This window comes from Streptomyces sp. NPDC054813 (assembly GCF_053611365.1).
This window is the reverse complement of sequence record NZ_JBSHAF010000002.1, coordinates 8385-30307: the sequence shown is the minus strand read 5'-3', so window position 1 is coordinate 30307 and position 21923 is coordinate 8385. Positions and strand designations below refer to the sequence as shown.

At 72.0% G+C, this 21923-nt stretch carries 16 protein-coding genes; 3 read left to right on the top strand and 13 right to left on the bottom strand.

What is annotated here, in order from left to right:
- Positions 1 to 155 precede the first annotated feature (155 nt).
- The 9 genes from ACWGJB_RS03455 to ACWGJB_RS03415 form a co-directional block, all read right to left on the bottom strand.
- Positions 156 to 1280, bottom strand: coding sequence for a pseudouridine synthase (locus ACWGJB_RS03455; RefSeq protein WP_453378612.1), 1125 nt, complete (start codon positions 1278 to 1280; stop codon positions 156 to 158).
- Between the two features lie 11 nt (positions 1281 to 1291).
- Positions 1292 to 1942, bottom strand: a complete 651-nt coding sequence (scpB, locus tag ACWGJB_RS03450) for an SMC-Scp complex subunit ScpB (protein WP_453378611.1) — start codon at positions 1940 to 1942, stop codon at positions 1292 to 1294.
- Positions 1939 to 2985: a segregation and condensation protein A gene (locus ACWGJB_RS03445; protein WP_453378610.1), complete on the bottom strand. Its 1047-nt coding sequence runs from the start codon at positions 2983 to 2985 to the stop codon at positions 1939 to 1941. The genes scpB and ACWGJB_RS03445 overlap by 4 nt, the downstream gene beginning before the upstream one ends.
- 18 nt (positions 2986 to 3003) lie before the next feature.
- A complete protein-coding gene (locus tag ACWGJB_RS03440; RefSeq protein WP_453378609.1) occupies positions 3004 to 3630 on the bottom strand; it encodes a hypothetical protein in 627 nt (208 codons plus the stop codon).
- On the bottom strand, positions 3615 to 4742 hold the full coding sequence (locus ACWGJB_RS03435) for a ParA family protein (protein ID WP_453378608.1): 1128 nt from the start codon (positions 4740 to 4742) through the stop codon (positions 3615 to 3617). Before ACWGJB_RS03435 ends, ACWGJB_RS03440 begins: the two co-directional genes overlap by 16 nt.
- A 412-nt stretch (positions 4743 to 5154) precedes the next feature.
- A complete protein-coding gene (ald, locus tag ACWGJB_RS03430; RefSeq protein WP_453379018.1) occupies positions 5155 to 6270 on the bottom strand; it encodes an alanine dehydrogenase in 1116 nt (371 codons plus the stop codon).
- A gap of 144 nt (positions 6271 to 6414) precedes the next feature.
- A complete protein-coding gene (locus ACWGJB_RS03425) occupies positions 6415 to 8472 on the bottom strand; it encodes a tetratricopeptide repeat protein (protein WP_453378607.1) in 2058 nt (685 codons plus the stop codon).
- Between the two features lie 171 nt (positions 8473 to 8643).
- Positions 8644 to 9270, bottom strand: a complete 627-nt coding sequence (locus ACWGJB_RS03420) for an NUDIX domain-containing protein (RefSeq protein ID WP_453378606.1) — start codon at positions 9268 to 9270, stop codon at positions 8644 to 8646.
- Positions 9271 to 9382: 112 nt separating this feature from the next.
- Positions 9383 to 11053, bottom strand: a complete 1671-nt coding sequence (locus ACWGJB_RS03415; protein WP_453378605.1) for a CTP synthase — start codon at positions 11051 to 11053, stop codon at positions 9383 to 9385.
- A 513-nt stretch (positions 11054 to 11566) separates the two neighbouring features.
- Between ACWGJB_RS03415 and ACWGJB_RS03410 the strand changes: the two genes are divergently transcribed.
- From ACWGJB_RS03410 to ACWGJB_RS03400, 3 genes are all read left to right on the top strand, one after another.
- Entirely contained in the window at positions 11567 to 13369 is a 1803-nt protein-coding gene (locus tag ACWGJB_RS03410; RefSeq protein ID WP_453379017.1) for a glycoside hydrolase family 15 protein, read from the top strand.
- Positions 13370 to 13491: 122 nt separating this feature from the next.
- The gene (locus ACWGJB_RS03405) at positions 13492 to 14874 is read left to right on the top strand and encodes an FAD-binding oxidoreductase (RefSeq protein ID WP_453378604.1); all 1383 of its coding nucleotides are present in this window, start codon (positions 13492 to 13494) and stop codon (positions 14872 to 14874) included.
- 43 nt (positions 14875 to 14917) lie between these two features.
- A complete protein-coding gene (locus ACWGJB_RS03400) occupies positions 14918 to 16558 on the top strand; it encodes a PucR family transcriptional regulator (RefSeq protein WP_453378603.1) in 1641 nt (546 codons plus the stop codon).
- A 3-nt stretch (positions 16559 to 16561) separates the two neighbouring features.
- On the opposite strand, the gene ACWGJB_RS03395 is transcribed toward ACWGJB_RS03400, so the two are convergent.
- From ACWGJB_RS03395 to ACWGJB_RS03380, 4 genes are all read right to left on the bottom strand, one after another.
- Positions 16562 to 17692 (bottom strand): glycosyltransferase family 4 protein, encoded by a 1131-nt coding sequence (locus ACWGJB_RS03395; protein WP_453378602.1) that lies wholly within the window; start codon positions 17690 to 17692, stop codon positions 16562 to 16564.
- 421 nt (positions 17693 to 18113) lie between these two features.
- Positions 18114 to 19841: a DNA repair protein RecN gene (gene recN, locus ACWGJB_RS03390; protein WP_453379016.1), complete on the bottom strand. Its 1728-nt coding sequence runs from the start codon at positions 19839 to 19841 to the stop codon at positions 18114 to 18116.
- A gap of 201 nt (positions 19842 to 20042) precedes the next feature.
- Positions 20043 to 20948, bottom strand: coding sequence for an NAD kinase (locus ACWGJB_RS03385; protein WP_384489717.1), 906 nt, complete (start codon positions 20946 to 20948; stop codon positions 20043 to 20045).
- A complete protein-coding gene (locus tag ACWGJB_RS03380; protein ID WP_450758528.1) occupies positions 20945 to 21760 on the bottom strand; it encodes a TlyA family RNA methyltransferase in 816 nt (271 codons plus the stop codon). The genes ACWGJB_RS03385 and ACWGJB_RS03380 overlap by 4 nt, the downstream gene beginning before the upstream one ends.
- Positions 21761 to 21923: the final 163 nt, after the last annotated feature.

The window sequence follows — 21923 nt, the reverse complement described above, 5'->3', positions numbered from 1 at the left end:
TAATATTTTGTTGGGCCTCCCCCCCCCCCCCCCCCCCGGGGCCGGGGGGCCCCCCGGCCCCGCACCCGCCGCGGGCGGGTGCGGGCCACCCCGCACCCGCCCGTCAGAAAGCCGCGCAAGCCCCTTCACGGGGTTCACGGGGCCTTGTACGGGTCTTAGAGGTCGACTTCCTTCATGAGCATCCCGACCTCGGTGTTGGACAGGCGGCGCAGCCAGCCCGACTTCTGGTCGCCGAGGGTGATCGGCCCGAAGGAGACCCGCACCAGCTTGTCGACCGGGAAGCCGGCCTCGGCCAGCATGCGCCGCACGATGTGCTTGCGGCCCTCGTGCAGGGTGACCTCGACGAGGTAGTTCTTGCCGGTCTGCTCGACGACCCGGAAGTGGTCCGCGCGCGCGTACCCGTCCTCCAGCTGGATGCCGTCCTTGAGCTTCTTGCCGAGGTCGCGCGGGATCGGGCCCACGATGTGCGCGAGGTAGGTCTTCTTCACGCCGTACTTGGGGTGGGTCAGCCGGTGCGCCAGCTCGCCGTGGTTGGTGAGCAGGATGACGCCCTCGGTCTCGGTGTCCAGGCGCCCCACGTGGAAGAGCCGGGTCTCCCGGTTGGTGACGTAGTCACCCAGGCACTGCCGCCCGTCCGGGTCCTCCATGGTGGACACCACACCGGCCGGCTTGTTCAGCGAGAAGAACTGGTAGGACTGCGTGGCGACGGTCAGCCCGTCGACCCTGACCTCGTCCTTCTCCGGATCGACCCGCTTGCCCTGCTCGACGACGATCTCGCCGTTGACCTCGACCCGGGACTGCTCGATCAGCTCCTCACAGGCGCGCCGCGAGCCGTAGCCCGCGCGGGCGAGCACCTTCTGCAGCCGCTCGCCCTCCTGCTCGGCGCCCGGGAAGGTCTTCGGGAGCTTCACGTCCGGCTTGCCGGCGTACCGCTCCCGGTTGCGCTCCTCGGCCCGGGCGTCGTACTCACGGGAGCTCGCCGGAGCCGTACGGCCGCGCCCGGTGCCCTGGCCCTGCCTGGGGCCGCCCTTGGCGCCGCCGCGTGCCGAGGCGCCACGGCCCGACTTCGGGCCGTCCTGAGTCGCGCCAGGGCCTACGTCGTAGCGCCGCTCCTCCGGGCGCGGCTTCTTCGGCCGGCCGCCCTGCTTGTCGTCGCGGGCGTTTCCGGCGCCGCGGTAGTCACCGCGGCCACCACCACTGCTCCCGCCGCGGCCGCCGCTGTTGCCACCACGGCTCCCGCCGTTGTTTCCGCTGCTGTTCCTGCCGCTGCTGCTTCGCATCAAATTTCCGTCTAGTCGTCTGCGTCGTCTGTACCCGGCGCATCGGGTGCGTCCGGATCGAACGACGGTACGCCCTCCTGGGTCTCGGCCTCGATCGCCTCCGCCTCCGGGAGGAAGGGCGCGAGTTCCGGAAGTTCGTCCAGGCCGCGCAGGCCCATCCGCTCCAGGAAGTAGTTCGTCGTCCTGTACAGGATCGCACCTGTTTCGGGTTCCGCGCCCGCCTCCTCGACCAGACCGCGCTGCAGCAGGGTGCGCATCACACCGTCGCAGTTGACTCCTCGTACGGCCGAGACGCGGCTGCGGCTCACCGGCTGGCGGTACGCGACGACCGCCAGGGTCTCCAGCGCGGCCTGGGTGAGCCGGGCGGTCTGGCCCTCCAGGACCAGCCGCTCGACGGCGGGCGCGTACTCGCCCCGCGTGTAGAAGCGCCAGCCGCCCGCGACGAAGCGCAGCTCGAAGCCGCGGCCCTGGGCGGTGTACTCCTCGGCCAGGGCCCGCAGCGCCTTCGTGATCGTCTGCCTCGGCCGCTCCAGGATCTTGGCCAGGTGCTCGACGGTGGCGGGCTCGTCCACGACCATGAGGACGGCCTCCAGGGCCGGCTTGAGGTCGAGTTCGGCGACCGGGCGCAGTCCGGCCGGCAGCTGGGATGTGTCCTCGCTCACGCCTTGTCCTCCTTGGGCGGCTCGGGCGGCCGGTCGAACTCGTCGGTCACCATCGGCCGGGCCTGGCCGTCCCCGCCGGTCCACCGCACGATCAGATCACCGAGCGCGGTCTCCTGGTCCAGGGCGACGACCTTCTCGCGGTACAGCTCCAGGAGGGCCAGGAAGCGGGCGACGACGGTGAGGGTGTCGTCGGTGTCCTCGACGAGCACCTGGAAGCTGGCCTCGCCCAGCTCGCGCAGCCGGGCCACCACGATCCCGGCCTGCTCCTGCACGCTGACGAGCGGGGCGTGGATGTGGTCGACGTACACCTGCGGCTTGGGCCGGGGCTGCATCGCCTTGACGGCGAGCTTGGCGAATCCTTCGGGGCCGATGCTGATGACGACCTCGGGCAGCAGCTCGGCCAGGTGCGGCTCCAGGCCGACGGTCCGGGGCCAGCGGCGGGCCTCCTCGTCCAGGCGCCGGTTGAAGATGTCGGTGATCCGCTTGTACGCGCGGTACTGCAGCAGCCGCGCGAAGAGCAGGTCCCGGGCTTCGAGGAGGGCCAGGTCGGCCTCGTCCTCGACCTCCGCGGCGGGCAGCAGCCGGGCGGCCTTGAGGTCCAGCAGGGTGGCGGCGACGACGAGGAACTCGGTCGTCTGGTCCAGGTCCCAGTCCGGCCCCATGGCCCGGATGTGCGCCATGAACTCGTCGGTGACCTTGGAGAGGGCGACCTCGGTGACGTCCAGCTTGTGCTTGGAGATCAGCTGGAGGAGGAGGTCGAAGGGACCCTCGAAGTTGGCCAGCCGGACTTTGAAGACACCGTCGGGGACGGGTTCCGGCTCCGGGGTCTCGTCAGGAGCCTCGGCGGGAGCTTCGCCGGCCTCGGCGGGAGCGGCCTCCGGCTCGGGCTCGGGTTCCGGCGTCGGTTCCGGCTCGGGGACGATCGCGTCCGGCTCGGGCTCCCGCTCCACGGGAGCGGCCGGAGCCACCGCGCCCGGCCCCTGCCCCAGCACACGCCGACGGCCGCCGGAGGGGCCGGAAACGGGAGCGTCGGTCGAGGTCATAGCCCCCGCAGGCTACCTCTACCGGCCGCGCAGCCGTCGTACGAGGATGCTCGCGTCCCCTCGGGACTCCAGGTCGGCCAGCACCACGGCGACCGCCTCGCGGACGATCCGGCCCCGGTCCACGGCCAGTCCGTGTTCGCCGCGGAGCACGAGACGCGCGTGCTCCAGATCCATCAGCTCCTCGGCGGAGACATAGACGGTGATCTTCTCGTCGTGCCGTTCGCGGCCGCTGGGCCGCCGCGCGGGTGCCCGGCCGCCGCGCTTGCGGGGCTGGGCCTGCTCGGCGGAGGCGCCAGAACCTTCCTGCGCCGCCTGCCGCCGCCCGGACCGGTCGACCGACGGCGTGACCATCGCCGAGGACCCGGCCGGCGCCACGGCGTGGTTGCGGGACTCCCCGGCGGAGGCAGACTCGGCCTCCGCCGCCACGTGCTCCGCGCCCTCGCCGTCGCCGCCCTGCACAGGCACCGAGTGCGGCGCGTCGTCGGCGGCCTCGGCCGCCGTGCCGTCGCTCTCCGCGGGACTCGCGGGAGCCGGCACCCGGGCCTCGCCGTTGGCCGGGCGCCTGGGTGTGGACGGCTGCAGCGCCATCCCCCCGGTCGTACGGAACAGTTCGTCGGCCCCCGGCAGACTCACTCGGCGTGACACCGGGCGAGCACCTCCCTGGCGAGCTGGCGGTAGGCGGCGGCACCGACGGAGTTGGAGGCGTACGTGGTGATCGGCTCGCCGGCGACCGTGGTCTCCGGGAAGCGGACCGTGCGGCCGATGACCGTGTGGTAGACGTGGTCGTCGAAGGCCTCGACGACGCGCGCGAGCACCTCACGGCTGTGCACGGTGCGGGAGTCGTACATGGTGGCGAGGATGCCGTCGAGCTCCAGCTCCGGGTTGAGCCGCTCCTGGACCTTCTCGATGGTCTCGGTCAGCAGGGCGACACCACGCAGGGCGAAGAACTCGCACTCCAGCGGCACGATCACCTTGTGAGCGGCCGTCAGCGCGTTGACCGTGAGCAGGCCGAGCGAGGGCTGACAGTCGATCACGATGTAGTCGTAGTCGGGCAGCAGCGGCTTCAGGGCGCGCTGCAGCGTCGACTCGCGGGCGACCTCGGAGACCAGCTGGACCTCGGCGGCCGACAGGTCGATGTTGGAGGGCAGCAGGTCCATGTTGGGGACCGCCGTCTTCAGGAGCACCTCGTCGGCTGCCATGCCCCGCTCCATGAGCAGGTTGTAGACGGTGAGGTCGAGCTCCATCGGGTTGACGCCCAGACCGACCGACAGCGCGCCCTGCGGGTCGAAGTCCACGAGCAGCACCCGCCGGCCGTACTCCGCGAGCGCGGCACCCAGGTTGATGGTCGACGTGGTCTTGCCGACGCCGCCCTTCTGGTTACACATCGCGATGATCGTCGCGGGGCCGTGACTGGTCACCGGGCCCGGGATCGGGAAGTACGGCAGCGGGCGCCCGGTCGGGCCGACGCGCTCGCGGCGCTGGCGGGCCGCGTCGGGCGCGAGCGTGGCCGCGTACTCCGGATCGGGCTCGTATTCGGCGTCGGGGTCGTAGAAGTGCCCGTCGGGCAGTTCGTCGTAGTCGGCGAACCGGCTGTGGGGCGCGCCACTTCCGTCGCCGGCCATGGCGTTCACGTGATGGCCATCCATGCTCTGGTGTGCTGTCCGCGTGGTCAGCGAACTCTGATGGGCTGCGAAGGTGCGCACCGCGACGGAGCCGACAGCCTCGAACCCCGCGGGACCCTGGTCCCTCACCGGCATTCCTGGTTGACCACCCCCGGGAGAAAATGTCGACTCATTCACAAGTCGTCTTACCTCCTTGGTGACCAGGAAACTTCTAGACAGGTCAGCGTGGCACCATGCCGACAGTCGGCGACTCTATGGCGTGTCGGGCATCCGCAGCAACACAATCCGCCGGACCCGGCAGGATGTGTCGGCAATGAAACATCCCGCTGTCAAGGGCGTACGGCCGTCGCACAGCAGGTTTCACCGGTGTGCGAATCGGTCGAAGAGTTACGTTCGAGGCGAGTTGACCGAGCGTCGCAAAGTGACCATACACACATCCGGCCGGACCTTGTCGTGCAAGGTCCGGCCGGGTGTACGCGATTGACGCGGCTTGTTGACGTATCGCCTTTACGAAAAGGTGACTTAGCCGCCGCCTCGGCGGAACGGCTCAGTCCAGCAGCGTGTCGAGCTCCACGTGCTCCAGGCCGAGCGCCTCGGCGACCTCGCGGTAAACGACCTTGCCGTCATGGGTGTTGAGACCCCGGGCGAGCGCGGCGTCGCGGCGCAGCGCCTCGACCCAGCCGTTGTTCGCCAGCGACACGATGTACGGCAGCGTGGCGTTGGTGAGCGCGTAGGTGGAGGTGTTGGGCACCGCGCCGGGCATGTTGGCGACGCAGTAGAAGACCGACTCGTGGACCCGGAAGGTCGGCTCGGCGTGCGTGGTGGGGTGGGAGTCCTCGAAGCAGCCGCCCTGGTCGATCGCGATGTCGACAAGAACACTTCCCGGCTTCATGCGGGAGACCAGCTCGTTGGTGACCAGCTTGGGGGCCTTGGCGCCCGGGATGAGCACCGCGCCGATCACGAGGTCGGCCTCCAGGCACGCCTTCTCCAGCTCGAAGGAGTTGGACATGACGGCCTTGACCTTGGTGCCGAAGATCTTGTCGGCCTCGCGCAGCTTGTTGATGTCACGGTCGAGCAGGGTCACGTCGAAGCCCATGCCGATGGCGATCTGCACGGCGTTCCAGCCCGAGACACCGCCGCCGATGACGACGGCCTTGGCGGGCAGCACACCCGGGACGCCGCCAGGCAGCACACCGCGGCCGCCGTTGGCGCGCATCAGGTGGTAGGCGCCGACCTGCGGGGCGAGCCGGCCCGCGACCTCGGACATCGGAGCGAGCAGCGGCAGGGCACGGCTCGGCAGCTCGACGGTCTCGTAGGCGATGGCCGTGGTGCCGGACTCCAGGAGGGCGTCGGTGCACTCCTTGGACGCGGCCAGGTGCAGGTAGGTGAAGAGGGTCTGGTCCTTGCGGAGGCGGTGGTACTCCTCCGCGATCGGCTCCTTGACCTTCAGCAGCAGGTCGGCGGTGGCCCACACCTCGTCGGCCGTGTCCAGGATCTGCGCACCGGCGGCGATGTACTCGTCGTCCGGGATCGACGAGCCGACACCGGCGCCGCGCTCGATGACGACCTGGTGGCCGTGGCGCACCAGCTCGTGCACACCGGCGGGGGTGATGGCCACCCGGAACTCGTTGTTCTTGACCTCGCGGGGGATGCCGACCTTCACGTCGATCACGGTCCTTGGCTCAGAGGGTGTGGGGGCATAACAGCACGTACCCGGCATGCGGGAACACACCAGGAGACACCGCAGGAGAACCGGCGGCAGAGCCAGTTTAATGAAGGCGTTCCGGCTGTCTAGCCTTTCATTGCATCAATCTTCGCCGGACTCGCTACGGATTTCGCAGGCATTATCTCCCTGTTCCGGGCTGGAGTCCTGGTCGAGGGGCTCCTCACTCAGCATGCGCTCGGCGGCGGAGCGGTGCAGGCTCGCGGCGGTGGAGTCGCCGAGGCGCTCCAGCGTGTCGGCGAGCCGCAGCTGGAGCGCGGCCTGCAGCCGGGTGTCCTCGGCGCGGCGCGCCCACTCGACCGCCTCCTGGCAGGTGCGCAGCGACTCCGCGGGCCGGCCGGCGTACTCCTGGACCCGGGCCAGCTCGCTCAACGCCCGTGCCTGCGCGGCCACATCGCCGTTCTTGCGGTGTCCGGAAACGGCCGCCCGCCAGGCCCGCAGCGCCTCGCCGTAGCGGCCCGCGTAGGTGTGTGCACCGGCGATACGGCCGTAGAGCCGGGCGGCCTCGGCGCGCTCGTCCCGGGCGAGGCGCTGGGCGAGAGCACGGCCGAACCAGTCGGCGGCCCGGTCGTAGTCCCCCAGCTCCTGGTACGCGCCACCTACGGATTCCATTGCGCGGCCGGTTGCGTACGGGTCATTTGCACTGCGTCCCGCATCCAAAGCAGACCGATAGCGCACCAGCGCATCCGTGGTGCGTCCGGTCTGCGCGTCCAGGTCGGCGAGGTTCAGCAGCGCGGCGGCCTGCTCGCGGGGCAGGTGACGGCGCTCGGCGACATCGAGGACGAGCCGGTGGATCCCGTACAGGTCGGGCGCGGCCGCCTGGGTGCCGAGGTGTGCCGCCATGGCCTTGACCAGCTGGGACATCAGCCGACGGGCCAGGGTGTCCAGCTCGCCGTCGGCGACCGCGGCGCGGGCCGCGGCGAGCAGGGCCGGGCGCCGGGTCCGCAGCCAGTCGGCGGCGGCCCGGGGGGTGGGGAAGCGCAGCTCGCGGGGCAGGGCCTGGAGTTTCTCGCGAGCCTGCGGGTTGTCGGTCTCGGTGATCGCCCGGCAGGACTGCAGCAGCCGTACCGTGCGCTCCAGCATCCGGGCCCGGGCCAGCTGGAGTTCCCCGGCGCGTTCCTGGGTCTCGGCCAGCCCGCGGAGCAGGGGGTGCAGACAGCCGGGAACCTCGTACTGGGGCAGCGAGGTGGTCACGGGGTGCAGCAGGCCGAGGCGGACCAGCTCGTCCAGGGTGGTGCGGGCGGTGTCGACCGAGCAGCCGGCCAGGGAGGAGGCGGTGTGCGGGTCGACCAGGCCGGCCGGGGCCAGTGAGAGAAGTCGCAGTATCCGGGCGGACTGGGCGGGCAGGTCGTCGTGGACGAACCGGAAGACCCGGGCGAGGGCGGTGCCGTCCTCGGGGTCGGCGTGCAGCCGCTTGGCGAGGTCGGAGACGGTCACCTGGGGGTGTGTCGCCAGCCAGCCGCCCGCCAGGGTGATCGCGGCGGGCTGCCCCTGGCAGACCTCGGCCAGTGCCTCGGCGGACCGCGGGTCGACGGTGATGCGGACCGAGCCGGTGTGCCGGGCGAGGAGTTCCACGGCCGACTTGGTGTCGAGGCCGCCCAGGGTGCACGGGCGGACGTCGGAGATCCCGATGAGCGGGCCGCCGGAGACGGCGACGGCCAGGCAGTCGGGGGAGTCCGGGAGCAGCGCGTCGACGTGTTCGGCGCCCGGCGCGTCGTCGAGGAGGAGCAGCATCCGGCGCGCGGCGAGGGCGGTGCGCAGGGCGTGGGTGAGGTCGTCCTCGGCGGCGCCGGCCGGGGTGGGCAGCCGCAGGGCGGTGAGGAGTTCGCGGGCGGTGCGCTCGACGGGGACAGGGGTGCCGTCGGGCTCGGCGAGGCGGGCGCGCAGCACCCCGTCGGGGTAGTCGGCGGCGACCCGTCGTACGAGTTCCGCGGCGAGGGCGGTGCGGCCGGATCCGGGTCTGCCCGCGATGAGCAGAACCCGGGCGCGCGGTGCCTTGCGGCCGGCGATGGTGTCCAGGCCCGCGCGCTCGATGTCGGCGCGCAGTTCCTTCAACTCCCTTGTACGGCCCAGGAATTGGTCTTCCGTGGCCGCGGGCGCCGGCACTCGTGCGCCGCCTGTGTCCACCGCCTGATCCGTCACGGGCCACACTCCCGTCCCACCGCACACGCATGCCCGCCGGGACTCCGGTTCGGGCCTTTCGGCTCAATCGCGTCGAGCCTAGTTCACGTGCACGGGCGTTCCGGGTGGAGCGCGGCGGGCACATCGCCCGATCGGATCAGGCGATGGTCACACCGGGCCGCCCGATGCGGGTCAGGACTCGAAGGGGCGGGCCGGCCACGGCGCGTCGGCCGGGCGCAGTGTGTCGAGGCCGTCGCCGGTGCGGGCGGCGACCAGCGAGAGGACGCCCGTCACCAGGCAGTTGTTGTGCACGCCGCCCGCGAGTACCAGGCGCACCAGTTCGTCGACCGGCACGCGCGCGTACTCCAGCTCGGTCTCCTCGTGCTCCGTCTCGAAGCGCTCGCCCTCGGCCTCGGAGAGATCGCGGGCGAGGAAGATCCGTACGGCCTCGTCACAACCGCCGGGCGTGGTGTAGAGGTCCGTCAGCACCCGCCAGTCCTCGGCCTTGACGTGCGCCTCCTCGTACAGCTCGCGCTGGGCCGCGTGCAGCGGGTTCTCGCCGGGGACGTCGAGCAGCCCGGCCGGGATCTCCCAGAGCTTCTGCCGGACCGGGTGGCGGTACTGGCGGATGAGCAGCACCCGGTCCTCCTCGTCGAGGGCGAGGACGGCGACCGAGCCGGGGTGGACCTGGTAGTCACGGCGGACCACCGAGCCGTCGGGCATGACCACCTCGTCCGTGCGGACGGAGGTCTTGTTGCCCACGAAGGGGGTCTCCGTCGCCCGGATCTCCCACTCCTCGGGGGTGTCCTTGATCGTCATGCCCTGCCCTTCCACACACGTTTCCGAAAGACCGGCCAAGAAGACCGGCCGGATGAAACCGGGGTGCCCGCCCTTTGAAGGTATGCGCCCCGGCCACCGTACAACCGGTGTGTCACTTCGAATTCGGCTGCTCGACCTCGGCCTGCTGACGGGCGACCGCGGCCTTCACCAGACCCGCGAAGAGCGGGTGCGGGCGGGTCGGGCGGGAACGCAGCTCCGGGTGCGCCTGGGTGGCGACCAGGTAGGGGTGGACGTCACGCGGGTACTCGACGTACTCGACGAGCTTGCCGTCCGGGGAGGTGCCGGAGAACACGATGCCGGCCTTCTTCTCCAGCTCCCCGCGGTAGGCGTTGTTCACCTCGTAGCGGTGCCGGTGGCGCTCCTCGACGTACTCCTTGCCGTCGTACACCTCGCGCACGATGGAGCCCTCGGCCAGCTTGGCCGGGTACATGCCCAGCCGCATGGTGCCGCCCATGTCGCCCTCGCCGGCGACGATGTCCAGCTGCTCGGCCATGGTGGAGATGACCGGGTGGCCGGTGGCGGAGTCGAACTCGGTGGAGTTGGCGTCCGGGACGTCGGCCAGGTTGCGCGCGGCCTCGATCACGATGCACTGCAGGCCCAGGCAGAGGCCGAGCAGCGGGATCCGGTTCTCGCGGGCGTACTTGATGGCGCCGACCTTGCCGAGCACACCGCGGTCCCCGAAGCCGCCGGGGATGCAGATGCCGTCGACGTCGGCGAGCTGCGCGGCGGCGCCGGCCGGGGTCCTGCAGTCGTCCGACGTCACCCACTTGATCTTCACGCGGGCCTTGTTGGCGAAGCCGCCGGCGCGCAGCGCCTCGGTCACCGAGAGATAGGCGTCGGGCAGGTCGATGTACTTGCCGACCAGGGCGAGGGTGATCTCGTGGTCGGGGTTGTGGACGCGGTCGAGCAGGTCGTCCCAGTTCCGCCAGTCCACATCGCGGAACGGCAGGTCCAGCTTGCGGACGACATAGGCGTCCAGGCCCTCGCCGTGCACGGTCTTCGGGATGTCGTAGATCGAGCGGGCGTCCGGGCAGGCCACGACCGCGGCCTCGTCGACGTCGCACATCAGCGAGATCTTGCGCTTGATGGCGGTCGGCACCTCGCGGTCGCAGCGCAGCACGATCGCGTCCGGCTGGATACCGATGTTGCGCAGGGCGGCCACCGAGTGCTGGGTGGGCTTGGTCTTCAGCTCGCCGGAGGGCCCGATGTAGGGCAGCAGCGAGATGTGCACCACGAAGACGTTGTCCCGGCCGACCTCGTGGCGGACCTGGCGGACGGTCTCCAGGAAGGGCAGCGACTCGATGTCGCCGACCGTGCCGCCGACCTCGGTGATGACGACGTCCACCTCGTCGGTGGCCATCCGGCGGATGCGGTGCTTGATCTCGTTGGTGATGTGCGGGATGACCTGGACCGTGTCGCCCAGGTACTCGCCGCGCCGTTCCTTGGCAATCACCGTCGAATAGACCTGACCTGTGGTGACGTTGGCGGAGCCGTCCAGGTCGCGGTCGAGGAAACGCTCGTAGTGGCCGATGTCCAGGTCGGTCTCGGCACCGTCGTTGGTGACGAACACCTCACCGTGCTGGAAGGGGTTCATCGTGCCCGGGTCGACGTTCAGATACGGATCGAGCTTCTGCATCACCACACGCAGGCCACGGGCCTTGAGCAGCATGCCCAGGCTGGAGGCGGTGAGGCCCTTGCCGAGCGAGGAGGCGACACCCCCGGTGACGAAGATGTGCTTGGTCGTCGTAGATTTCGGCGGCATGGCCAAGAGGGTGCTCCCGTGGTCGCGGTCTGTCATGCGGTACGGCCGCCCGCCGGAAGTTTCCGGGGGTGCCGTCGCGGCGGTTCGGGGGTTTCGTGCCCACCGGTCCACGGGCTACCAGGGTATCAGCGCCGCGGAGAGATGGCTTCCGGCCACGCTCCGTACACACATCGGCACAGACGTGGGGCCTGGCTTACCGGGTTTTCACTCAGGGCTCACCCATTCGGACCACACGGGTTGCCCGGAGCGGCACGCAGATCATCTACGTGCGTCGTATCCTGCTCGGACACTCGCTGCCGAGCCGGCCGGAAAACACGGCGCACACCCCCGCCCGTCACACCCGGAACACGAGAGCTTGGCAGTTCGTTGAGCTATGACTGTCGTTTTGCCTCAGGGCGCGGCGGGCTGCTTTGCTTCACCGCTTAACGACGCACAACAACAACCCCCCTTGACCGCACTAGCGACAGCCCCCTTTTGCCTGGGGGTGACGTGGCCGTTCGACTGGAGTTGCACGTGGCCGGGCGCATCGAAGACTACGCACTCATCGGAGACATGCAGACCGCCGCATTGGTCTGCCGGGACGGCACAGTGGACTGGCTGTGCCTGCCCCGCTTCGACTCGCATGCCATCTTCGCCGGTCTGCTCGGCACCGAGGAACACGGCTTCTGGCGGCTCGGCCCGGCGCACGCGGCCGACTCCCAGCCGCCGACCGCGGCCCGCCGCACCTACCGCGGCGACTCGCTGATCCTGGAGTCGGAGTGGGACACCCCGCGCGGCACGGTCCGGGTCACCGACTTCATGCCGCCGCGTGACGGCGCGCCCCAGCTGATCCGGATCGTCGAGGGTGTCACCGGCCGGGTGCCGATGCGCTCGGTGCTGCGGATGCGGTTCTCCTACGGCCGGGTGGTCCCCTGGGTGCACAAGCACGACGGCCGCACGGTCGCCGTCGCCGGTCCCGACTCTGTGTGGTTCGACACCTCCGCGGAGACCTACGGCAAGGCGCTCACCACCTACGCCGACTTCACCGTCGCCCCCGGCGACCGGATCGCGTTCACCATCTCGTGGCAGCCCTCGCACAAGGAGCCGCCGGCGCTGCCGGAGCCCGAGCAGTCGCTGGAGGCGACCGAGGAGTTCTGGCGGGAGTGGGTCGAGCACTGCACGTACCACGGCCCCTACCGCGAGGCGGTGATCCGCTCCCTGATCACGCTGAAGGCCCTGACCTACGCCCCCACCGGCGGCATCGTCGCCGCGCCCACCACCTCCCTGCCGGAGGACATCGGCGGCGTCCGCAACTGGGACTACCGCTACACCTGGCTGCGTGACGCGGCCATCACCCTCTCCTCGCTGCTGCGCACCGGCTACCGCGAGGAGGCCCGCGCCTGGCGCGAGTGGCTGCTGCGATCGGTCGCCGGCGACCCGGAGAACCTGCAGATCATGTACGGCATCGCGGGCGAGCGCGAGCTGGGCGAGGCCGAGCTGGACTGGCTGCCCGGCTACGAGAACTCGACCCCGGTCCGGGTGGGCAACGGCGCGGCGCACCAGCTCCAGCTGGACGTGTACGGCGAGGTCATCGAGGCCCTGCACCTGGCCCACATGACCGGCCTCGCCCGCAACGACTACGCCTCCCTCCTCCAGCTGAAGCTGATCCGCTACCTGGAGGACCACTGGGACGAGCCGGACGAGGGCATCTGGGAGGTGCGCGGCCCGCGCCGGCACTTCGTGCACTCCAAGGTGATGGCCTGGGTCGCGGTGGACCGCACCATCAAGCTGATCGAGTCCGGGGACGCGGACGGCCCGCTGGAGCGCTGGAAGGAACTGCGCGACGACATCCACCGGGACGTCTGCGAGCGGGGCTACGACAAGGAGCGGAACACGTTCACGCAGTCGTACGGCTCGCAGGAGCTGGACGCGTCGCTGCTGCTGATCCCTCAGATGGGTTTCCTGCCGCCGGACGACAAGCGGGTCATCGGCACCATCGAGGCGATCCAGCGCGAGCTGTCCACGTCGGACGGCTTCATCCTGCGCTACCCGACCTCGGGCGGCGACGAGGGCGTGGACGGCCTCCCCGGTGACGAGGGGGCGTTCCTGGCCTGCTCGTTCTGGATGGCCGACGACCTCGCGATGATCGGCCGCGTCGACGAGGCCCGGAAGCTGTTCGAGAAGCTTCTCGCACTGCGGAACGACCTCGGACTGCTGGCGGAGGAGTGGGATCCGCGGCTGCAGCGGCAGGTGGGGAACTTCCCGCAGGCGTTCAGCCATGTGCCGCTGATCGACACGGCGCTCCGCCTTACGGCTTCGGGGGCGTACGGGGGTTAGAGGGCCGCTGTCGGTCGGCTGCGGGTGCGTGGGGGCTGATCGCGCAGTTCCCCGCGCCCCTTTGGGGCGCTCCTGCCTAGGCTCGTTGGAGAGCAATTCCTCCTTTTCGGAAGGGGACAGCCATGGCTTCCCCGTCTAAGGCGGGCTCGGCGCTTGCCGCGCTTCGTGAGGATCTGGTCGGTGCGGTGTTCGCGCCGGGGGACGTCGGGTACGACGACGCCCGTGCCCTCTTCAACTCCATGATCGACCGGCGGCCCGCCGTGATCGCCCAGTGCGCCGACGCCGCCGACGTGGTCCGCGCGGTGCGGTTCGGCCGGGAGCTGGACCTGGCGATCGCGGTGCGTGGCGGCGGCCACAGCGTGGCGGGCTCGGCGAGCGGCGACGGCGCGCTCGTGGTCGACCTGCGCCGGATGCACGCGGTGACCGTCGACCCGGCGGCTGAGGCGGTACGCGTGCAGGGCGGCGCGACCACGAGCGATCTGGACCGGGCGACCGAGCCGTACGGCCTCGCCACCACCGGCGGCCGGGCCCCCACCACCGGCGTCGGCGGCTTCGTGCTGGGCGGCGGGACGGGCTGGCTGGACCGTGCCTTCGGCCTGGCCGTCGACAACCTGCTCGGCGTCGAGCTGGTCACCGCCGACGGCGAGCTCACGCACGCCAGCGCCGACGAGAACCCGGAGCTGTTCTGGGCCCTGCACGGCGGCGGCGGGAACTTCGGCGTCGCCACCGCCCTCACCCTCGAACTGCACGAACTGCCGGCCTTCTCGGTCGCGCTGCTGCTGTATGCGCCGCAGTCCGGTCCGGACGCTGTGCGCACCTTCCGCGAGGTGATCCGCACCGGCCCCGACGAGGCGGCCGGCCTGGTGCAGTACCTCACCGGCCCGCCACTGCCGTTCGTACCGGAGCACCTGGTGGGCAAGCTGGTGTGCGTCGCCCTGGTGACCTACGCCGGCGGCGAGGAGGGCCTGCGGAAGGTCGCCGAGCCGTTGCTGGCGCTGCCGCACGAGGCGGAGGTGGTCGGCCCGATGCCGTACACCGAGGTGCAGTGCATGCTCGACTTTCCGTCCGGGCTGCGGAACTACTGGTCGGCCGAGTACCTGGCCACGCTGCCCGACGAGGCGGTGGACGCCTACTGCGCCTGCGCGGACGGTATGCCGGTGCCGACCGGCACCCAGCATGTGCTGTTCCCGCAGGGCGGGGCGATCGCGGCCGGGCCGGCCGAGTACCCGGTGCCGTACCGGAGCGCGTCCTGGGCCGTGCACCCCTTCGGCATGTGGGCTCGGCCCGCGGACGACGAACGGGCGGTCGCCTGGGTGCGGGACGTCCGGACCGCCGTGCGGCCCTGGTCCACCGGCGCGGTCTATCTCAACTTCATCGGCGACGAGGGCCCCGAGCGGGTGCGGGCCGGTCTGGGCACGGCGAACGCGCTGCGGCTCGGCAAGGTGAAGCGGACCTGGGACCCCGACAACGTTTTCCGCTTCAACCACAACATCGAACCGCTCTAGCGGAAGGTGCCGGGAAGGCGTTCGCCCAGGTAGCGTCCGCTCCATGGACAGCGGTACGGGCAGCGGATTCGACACCCAGGGCGGGATCACCGTGCAGCGGGCGCTGGAGCTGCCCGGGCTGCGCAGCGGGCTCCCGGAGATCCTGGCGGGCGCCGACCGACTGGGCCGGACCGTGCGCTGGGTGCACGCCGGCGAGGTGCCGAACATCGCCTCGCTGCTGAAGGGCGGCGAGCTGCTGCTCACCACCGGCTACGGGCTGGGCACCCGGCCCGGCGACCAGCGGGCGTTCGTGCGCACGCTCGCCGAGCGGGGCATCGCCGCCCTGGTGGTGGAGCTGGGCCCGCGTTTCTCCCGGCTGCCCGCCACCCTCGTCGACACCGCCCGGGCGACCGGACTGCCACTGGTCGCGCTGCACCGCGAGGTGCCCTTCGTGACGGTGACGGAGGAGATCCACACCGAGATCGTCAACCACCACTACACGCTCCTCCAGCGCGCCGAGGAGGTGCACCGCCGCTGCACCGAGGCCCTGCTGGGCGGTGGCGGGGTGCCCCAGGTCCTCGCGATCCTCGCCGACTTCTGCGGCAACCCGGTCTTCCTGGAGACCACCGACGGCCAGCTGCTGTACGCCGCCGGATCGGGACCCGAGGGCGCGGATCCGCTCCAGGTGTGGGAGGGGCTGCGCGGCCAGCACAAGCACGCGCCGCCGCCGACCGGGGCCGTTCTGGTGGACGTGCCGGGCGGCGGGCCGGGGACCGGCTCGGTGCGCGCCCGGCTGGTGCTGCTCCCGGTACGCGGGCCGCTCACCTCCGTGCACCGCATCGCCGCCGAGCGGGCCGCCGGCATCCTGGCCGTCGTCCTGATGCAGGCCCGTCAGGAGGAGGAGCTGGCGGCCCGCGGCCGCGGCGACTTCCTGACCGACCTCGCCGAGGGCCGCATCACCGCGGCGGACGCCCCGGCCCAGGCCCGCGTCCTCGGCTTCAAGCCCGGCAACAGCCCGCTGCTGCCGGTGGTCATGCGGGTCGGCGACTCGCTGTCCCCGGGCGGGGGCTGGGCGGTACTGGCCCGGGCGGTCGGCGAGGAGCTGGCGGCCGTGGGCGTGCCCGTGCTCCTTGGGGTACGACCGGTGGAGGGCCGGGTACCGCTGCTGCTGGGCCTGCGCTCGGAGGCGGAGCGGGCGACGGTCGCGGACCGGGTCGCGGCGGCGCTGCGGGCGGGCGTGGAGCGCGCCGGCATGCGGCGTCCCGGGTCCGCTCCCCCGGTCGTGGTGGTCGGGGTGGCCGGCGGCTGGGCGGCCGCCTCGGCGGGTCTGCGGCACGCGGCCGAGACGGCGACGGCGGCCCAGGGCCTGTCCGACCGCCCCTGGTACGACGCCCGCCGCCTCGACATCGACCTCCTGCTGTGGCGGCTGCGCGACCACCCCGACCTGGCGGCCTTCGTCGACCGGGCGATCGGCCCGCTCCGGGACCACGACAACCGCTCCAGGCCGCCCCTGCTGCCCACCCTGGAGACCTATCTGGCGCATGCCGGCCGCAAGGCGGAGACGGCCCGTGAACTCCACCTCAACCGGCAGACCCTCTACAACCGCCTCGCCCGGATCGGCGAGTTGCTGGGCACCGACCTCGACGACCCCCAGGTGGTACTGGCGTTGAGCCTCGCCCTACGGGCCCGCCGACACGCCCCCTAGCCGCTACAGCGGCCGGGGCTGGGTCAACTCGTCGTACACGCTGAGTACCTGGGTGACCGTCTCGTCCTCCGTCGGCCAGCTCGCCGCCTGCCGGGCGCCCTTCTCGCGCAGTTCCTCACAGCGCTCCGGGTCGCCGAGCAGGCGTAGGACGGTGTCGGCGAGGGCGGTCGCGTTGCCGTAGGGGACGAGTTCGGCCGCGTCGCCGACCAGGTCGGGGATACCGCCGACAGCGGTCGCGACGAGGGGCACGCGCGCGTGCAGGGCCTCCTGGGCCAGCACCGAACGCGACTCCCAACTGCTGGGCAGCAGCGCCAGATCTGCGGCGGCGAGGAGTTCGGTGACGTCGTCGCGGCGGCCGATGAGCCGGGCGGGCAGCTCCTCGTCCTCGATCCGCCGCTGCAGCACCGCGCGCAGCGGCCCCTCCCCCGCGATGACGAGCAGCGGTACCGGATCGAGCCGGCACCAGGCACGCGCCGCGTCCAGCAGGACGTCATAGCCGCGGTGCCGGTCGAGGGAGCCGACGGCGATGAGCAACGGCCGTCCCATGGCGCCGAGTTCGGCGCGCACCTTGGGCCGCAGCCGGTCCGCCTCCTCCTCCACGGGCCGCCGCAGACCGGGCAGCGTCACGGCGGCGAGCCGCGCGTCCCGGGCGCCGGTACGGCGGGCGCGGTCCACCAGGTCGGAGGTCGTGCCCAGCACCACGGCGGCCGTGCGCACCACCCGCCGCTCCAGCATTCGCAGCAGATGCGCCCGGGCGCCCTCGGCCTCCGCCCGGTTGTGCCAGGTGACGATGAGCGGGGTAGGGCGGCCGCTGAGCGCCAGCACGGCGCGGAAGGAGGCGTGCAGACCGTGTGCGTGCACCAGGTCGGCGTCGGTACAGGCGGCACGCAGCGCGGCCACCGACCCCGGGTCACTGCTGCGCGGTACGTGGACGTGGTCGGCGCCGACGCCCGAGAAGTCGTAGGCGCGGTCGGCCTCGACGGGGGCGCACACCGTGACCCGCACGCCCCGTGCGACAAGACCGGCGGCGAGCGAACGCACGTGCGCACTGCTGCCGGCGTTGCCACCGCCCAGCACCTGCACGGTGCGCAGCGGCGACTGACCGTGCGATGCGTTGCTGCTCACGGGGCTCACGCAGCCGGGCTCCTGTGTTCGGCGTCGGGGCGGTCACGAGGGTACGTAGAGAAGGTATCGGCCGAGGGGGGCACTGCGGGGCTCCGAGGAGGGGCATACCGGGGCGGGCCGGGGCACGCGCCGGAGTGTGTCACCCGTGAGAGTGACAGTACGGCAAGCCGAGGGGGCACGGGCGCGGGCTCGCGCACGGACGGGTGGGCGCGTGGTCGCGCCCACCCCGCGGAGCCCCCCCCCCCCCGCGCGGCACCGCGCCTACGGAGCGGGGCGCGGGGGGCTTGTGTCCCCCCGTGTCGCTCGCGTTTCCGGACCGCGGGGGGGCCCGGGGGGGGGCGGGGCGCCGGGGGGGGGGGGGGGGGGGCCCCCCCCCCCCGGCGGAGCCCTCGCCCGCCGGCGCGGCACCGCGCCTCCGGAGCGGGGCGCGTCAGGCGTCCGCTCTCGCGGTGGCGAGCAGTTCCTCCGCGTGGGCCCGTGCCGTCTCCGAGTCCTCCTGGCCGGCCAGCATCCGGGACAGCTCCCGGACCCGCTCCTCGCCCTCCAGGACCTTCACGCCCGAGCGCGTGACCGAGCCGTCGTTCGTCTTCTCGACCAGCAACTGCCGGTCGGCGAAGGCGGCGACCTGCGGGAGGTGCGTGACCACCACCACCTGCGCCGACTTGGCGAGCTTCGCCAGCCGACGGCCGATCTCGACCGCTGCCTTGCCGCCGACGCCCGCGTCGACCTCGTCGAAGAGGTAGGTCGGGACCGGGTCGGTGCCCGCGAAGACGACCTCCACCGCGAGCATCACCCGGGACAGCTCACCGCCGGAGGCGCCCTTGGCGATCGGGCGGGGCGGAGCGCCGGGGTGCGGGGCCAGGAGCAGTTCGACCTCGTCGGCGCCCGATGGGCCGTACGAGACCGTGCGTCCGCCGACCTCCACGCCCTCCGGGTCCTCGGTCTGGCGGATGTCGAAGGACACGCGCGCGTGCGGCATCGCGAGGGAGCCCAGCTCGGCGGTGACGGCGGCCGCGAAGCGCGCGGCGGCCTCGGTACGCGCGTCGGTCAACGCCTGCGCGAGCCCGCTCAGTTCCGCACGAAGGGCATCCCGTTCGGCGGTCAGCTCGTCGATCCGCTCGTCGTCGCCGTCGAGTTCGGTCAGCCGCGCGGCACCCCGTTCGGCCCAGGCCAGCACCGCGTCGATGCCGTCGCCGTACTCGCCGTACTTGCGGGTGAGCGCGGTGAGCGCGGCGCGCCGCTCCTCCACGGCCGCGAGCCGCAGCGGGTCGGCGTCGAGGTCGTCGGCGTATCCGGCCAGCTCGCCCGCCACGTCCCCCAGCAGGATCCCGACCTCGCCGATCCGGTCGGCGAGCGCGGCCAGTGCCGGGTCGTGCGACCGTACGGCCTCCAGGGCGCGGTGGGCGCCCGCCACGAGGGTGGCCGCGTCGATGCCCTCGGGGTCCTCGGGGTTGCCCGCGAGCGCGGAGTGCGCGGCGGTCGCGGCCGACGACAGCGCCTCGGCGTGCCCGAGCCGCTCGGCCTCCTCGGCGAGCTCGACGTCCTCGCCGGCCCGCGGCTCCACGCCGGCGATCTCGTCGAGGCCGTAGCGCAGCATGTCGGCTTCCTGGGCCCGCTCACGCGCCCGGGTGACGATCTCCTCCAGCTCCACCGCCACGGCCCGCAGCCGCCGGTAGGCCTCGCCGTACTTGGCGAGCGGCACGGTGACCCCGTCGCCCGCGTACCGGTCCAGGGCCTGCCGCTGCCGGGACAGCTTCAGCAGGCCCTGCTGGTCGGTCTGCCCGTGCACGGCCACCAGGTCGTCGGCGAGTTCCGCGAGCAGCCCCACGGGCACGCTCCGCCCGCCGAGGTGCGCCCGGGAGCGGCCCTCGGCGGAAACGGTACGGCTGATCAGCAGCGCCCCGTCGTCCAGCTCGGCGCCTGCCTCCTCGGCCCGTACGACCGCGGAGGTGCCAGGTGGCACGGTGAGCCGTCCCTCGACGACCGCCTTCTCGGAGCCGATCCGCACGAGTGCGGGATCGGCCCGCCCACCGAGCAGCAGCCCCAGGCTGGTGACCACCATGGTCTTGCCCGCACCGGTCTCACCGGTGACGGCGGTGAACCCCGGCGACAACTCGACGACAGCGTCGTCGATGACCCCGAGCGACCGTATCCGCATTTCTTCCAGCACGGAGAAGACCTTACGAGGTCCGGCCGACGAAGTGCGAGGCCCCCTGTCACCCGGGCGAGTGGAGAAACCAAGGAGCGCGGCAGCCAGTCACGCGGGCGAGCGGAGAAACCAAGGGGCGCGGGGAACTGCGCGAGCGACCACGAACCACCCGCAGCCGCCGAAGCTCCCCAGCCGCCCCCCGACGAACCGCTACTGCGGCGCCCCCCGCCATCCGGAGACCGGCAACGCGAACTTCGCCACCAACCGGTCCGTGAACGACGCGTGATGCAGCCGAGCCAGCCGCACCGGCACCGCCCCCCGCCGCACCTCGACCCGCGCCCCGGGCGGCAGCTCGACGGTCCGCCGCCCGTCGCACCACAGCACGCCCGGCTGGATGTGCGGCAGCACCTCCACCGCCAGCACCGAGTCCGGCGAGGTCACCAGCGGCTTGGCGAACAACGCATGCGCGGAGATCGGCACCATCAGCAGCGCCTCCACCTCCGGCCACACCACCGGTCCGCCCGCGGAGAACGCGTACGCCGTGGACCCGGTAGGCGTCGACAGCACGATCCCGTCGCACCCGAACCCTGTCACCGGCCGCCCGTCGATCTCCAGCACCACTTCGAGCAGCTTCTCGGCGCCCGCCTTCTGCACGGCCGCCTCGTTCAGCGCCCAGTCGGTGTGCACGATGTCCCCGTTGCGGTGCACGACGACGTCGACGGTCATCCGCTCCTCGACCTCGTACGCCCTGCTCACCACCCGGTCCACGACCTTGTCGAGGTCGTCCCGCTCGGCCTCCGCGAGGAACCCGACGCTGCCGAGGTTGACGCCGAGCATCGGCACCCCGGAGGCGCGGGCGAACTCTGCGCCGCGCAGCAGCGTCCCGTCACCGCCGAGCACGATCAGCAGCTCGCAGCCGTCGAGGCTGTGCGGCGAGGCCTCCTCGACGAGTTCGACCTCCTCGGGAAGCGGCAGGTCGCGGGCCTCGAAATCCAGGACCCTCACGCCGACTCCGGCCGCCAGCAGCCCCTTCACCACAAGCTCGGCGCTGCGGATCGCCGCAGGCCGCCCGGTGTGGGCCAGCAGGAAAACAGTACGAGCTCGGTTCTGTGTCAACGCGGCCCCTCCGCCACTGCACGGTCAACGTCGGCCGGGTCCAGTCGGGGTGCCCCGGCCCGCAGCCACAGAAAGTACTCGACATTGCCGGACGGCCCGGGCAGCGGACTGGCGGTGACACCGTTCACCCCGAGTCCCAGCTCCCACGCCCTCTCGGCGACCCCCCGCACGGCTTCCGCCCGCAGCTGCGGACTCCGTACGACTCCCCCGCTGCCCAGCCGTTCCTTGCCCACCTCGAACTGCGGCTTGACCATCATCACCAGGTCGGCGTCCGGCTTCACACACCGCGCCAGGGCCGGCAGCACCAGCCCGAGCGGGATGAAGGACAGATCACCCACGACAAGATCCACAGGCTCCCCATCGATCGCTTCAAGCGTCAACTCGCGTACGTTCGTACGGTCCTTGACGGTGACGCGTTCATCGCTCTGCAGAGACCACGCGAGTTGGCCGTATCCGACGTCGACGGCGACGACATGCGCGGCGCCCGCGCGCAGCAGCACATCGGTGAAGCCTCCGGTGGACGCACCCGCGTCCAGCGCCCGCCGCCCCTCGACCACGAGCCCCTGCGGGACGAACGCCGCCAGCGCCCCCGCCAGCTTGTGACCGCCCCGCGACACGTACTCGGGGTCGCTGTCGTCGGACTGCACCACGATGGCCGCGGCGGTCTCCACCTGGGTGGCCGGCTTGGTCGCGAGGGTCTTGCCGACGGTGACCCGCCCGGCGGCGATCAGCTGGCTGGCGTGCTCGCGCGAGCGCGCCAGCTTCCGGCGGACCAGCTCCGCGTCCAGACGGCGGCGTGCGACTCCTGCCACGTTCGGTTCAGCTCCTGCTCTGGTGGTACGACGATTGCGGCGCGGGCCCCCCCGGGGGGCGGGCGGTGGGTTGGCGCGGGAGTTTCTCCGGCCCCCCACGACCGCTGATCGTCTACCACTTCATGTACGGCAAGCTGCAGAGCAGCCCCTGCCCGATGTGCAC

Coding starts and splice junctions, on each gene's coding strand:
- ACWGJB_RS03455 (WP_453378612.1), bottom strand. CDS start 1,280: ATGCGAAGCAGCAGCGGCAGGAACAGCAGCGGAAACAACGGCGGGAGC.
- ACWGJB_RS03445 (WP_453378610.1), bottom strand. CDS start 2,985: ATGACCTCGACCGACGCTCCCGTTTCCGGCCCCTCCGGCGGCCGTCGG.
- ACWGJB_RS03435 (WP_453378608.1), bottom strand. CDS start 4,742: ATGCCGGTGAGGGACCAGGGTCCCGCGGGGTTCGAGGCTGTCGGCTCC.
- ACWGJB_RS03420 (WP_453378606.1), bottom strand. CDS start 9,270: ATGACGATCAAGGACACCCCCGAGGAGTGGGAGATCCGGGCGACGGAG.
- ACWGJB_RS03415 (WP_453378605.1), bottom strand. CDS start 11,053: ATGCCGCCGAAATCTACGACGACCAAGCACATCTTCGTCACCGGGGGT.
- ACWGJB_RS03405 (WP_453378604.1), top strand. CDS start 13,492: ATGGCTTCCCCGTCTAAGGCGGGCTCGGCGCTTGCCGCGCTTCGTGAG.
- ACWGJB_RS03400 (WP_453378603.1), top strand. CDS start 14,918: ATGGACAGCGGTACGGGCAGCGGATTCGACACCCAGGGCGGGATCACC.
- recN (WP_453379016.1), bottom strand. CDS start 19,841: ATGCGGATACGGTCGCTCGGGGTCATCGACGACGCTGTCGTCGAGTTG.